This is a genomic window from Nonomuraea sp. NPDC001684 (assembly GCF_053596515.1).
Window position 1 is genome coordinate 1 of the sequence record NZ_JBSFGJ010000847.1, and the last position, 1,645, is coordinate 1,645.

At 73.8% G+C, this 1,645-nt stretch carries 2 protein-coding genes; both read left to right on the plus strand.

Features of this window, described 5'->3' with window-relative positions; all coding sequences use genetic code 11:
- On the plus strand, positions 1-1,200 hold a 1,200-nt coding region (locus tag ACWCSD_RS52425), incomplete at its 5' end, for an aminotransferase class V-fold PLP-dependent enzyme (RefSeq protein ID WP_449927392.1).
- A gap of 163 nt (positions 1,201-1,363) precedes the next feature.
- Positions 1,364-1,645 (plus strand): hypothetical protein (locus tag ACWCSD_RS52430; RefSeq protein WP_449927395.1); only part of this gene is annotated, 282 nt, incomplete at its 3' end.

The window sequence follows — 1,645 nt, forward strand, 5'->3', positions numbered from 1 at the left end:
GCAGAATCGCTTCTGGACGTCGCGGCCCTGCGCGCCGACACCCCGGGCGCTGAGGAGGTCGTGCACTTCAACAACGCCGGGTGCGGCCTGCTGCCCGCTCCGGTGCTCGCCGCGATGGTCGACCACCTGCGGCTGGAGGCGCACCTCGGCGGCTACGAGGCCGCCGCCGCCCGCGCGGCGCAGGTCGCCGACTTCTACGCCGAGACCGCCGCCCTGATCAACTGCGCTCCCCGCAACGTCGCCTTCGCCGGCAGCGCCACCCACGCCTTCTCCACCGCGCTGTCGGCGATCCCGTTCGCGGCCGGGGACGTCGTCCTGACCACCCGCAACGACTTCATCTCCAACCAGATCGCCTTCCTGTCGCTGGCCAGGCGGTTCGGGATACGGGTCGTGCACGCGCCCGACCTGCCCGAGGGCGGCGTGGACGTGGCCGCCATGGCCGCGCTGATGCGCCGGCACCGCCCGCGCCTGGTGGCCGCCACCCACATCCCCACCAACTCCGGCCTGGTCCAGCCGGTCGCCGAGATCGGCCGGCACTGCCGCGAGCTGGACCTGCTCTACCTGGTGGACGCCTGCCAGTCCGTCGGCCAGTACCCGGTCGACGTCGAGGAGATCGGCTGCGACCTGCTCACCGCCACGTGCCGCAAGTTCCTGCGCGGCCCGCGCGGCTCCGGCTTCCTGTACGTCGCCGACCGCGTCCTGGACGCCGGCTACGAGCCGCTGTTCATCGACATGCACGGCGCGCGCTGGACGGAGCCGGGCCGCTACGAGCCGGTCGCGACGGCGGCCAGGTTCGAGGACTGGGAGTTCCCCTACTCCGTCGTGCTCGGCTGCGCGGCCGCCGCCCGCTACGCCCGCCGGGTGGGCGTGGAGGCCGTCGCCCGGCGCACCCCGGCCCTGGCCGCCGGCCTGCGCGCCGGGCTGGCCGCGCTGCCCGGGGTGCGCGTGCTCGACCGGGGACGGCGGCTGGGCGCCCTGGTCACCTTCGCCGTCGAGGGCCGGCAGGCGGAGCCGTTCAAGGCGGCGCTGGACGCGCGCGGCGTCAACTCGGCGCTCAGCTTCCGGCACTTCGCCCAGTTCGACTTCGGGGACAAGGACGTCGACTGGTGCCTGCGCCTGTCGCCGCACTACTACAACACCGAGCAGGAGGTGGACCTGGTCGTCGCGGCGGTCGCCGAACTCGCCGCCGCGCTCCGGTGACGGGGTCCGCGAACGGCTGACGGCGGTTCCTTCCAGACATGTCCCAACTTATGGCGAATTTCGCCAGAAGATCTAGACGTACGGCATTACGCGGGTGACAATCCGTTCGTCAATCGAAGATCGCCTGGTCCCGCGCGGACCTCTGGTCGACATGCGAGGACCGATGCGGGTTGGGCGTGGGCTGGTCGCGGCTGTCTTGGCGTTCACGATCCCGGCGGTGCCGCCCGCCGGCGCGGAGCCGCCGGAGGCAGGCGCGCCTCCGGCGGCGAGCGCGCCCCCCGCGCCCGCCGCGCTCTCCGCGCCTCTCGCGCCGGAGACGGCCGCGACCGCCACGGCCAGGCGCACCGGCCGCCCGGTCGAGATCGAGTCGATGCGCAGCGAGACCCGCCAGGTCTTCGCCCGCCCGGACGGCACCTTCACCCTCGAACAGCACGCCCGTCCCGTC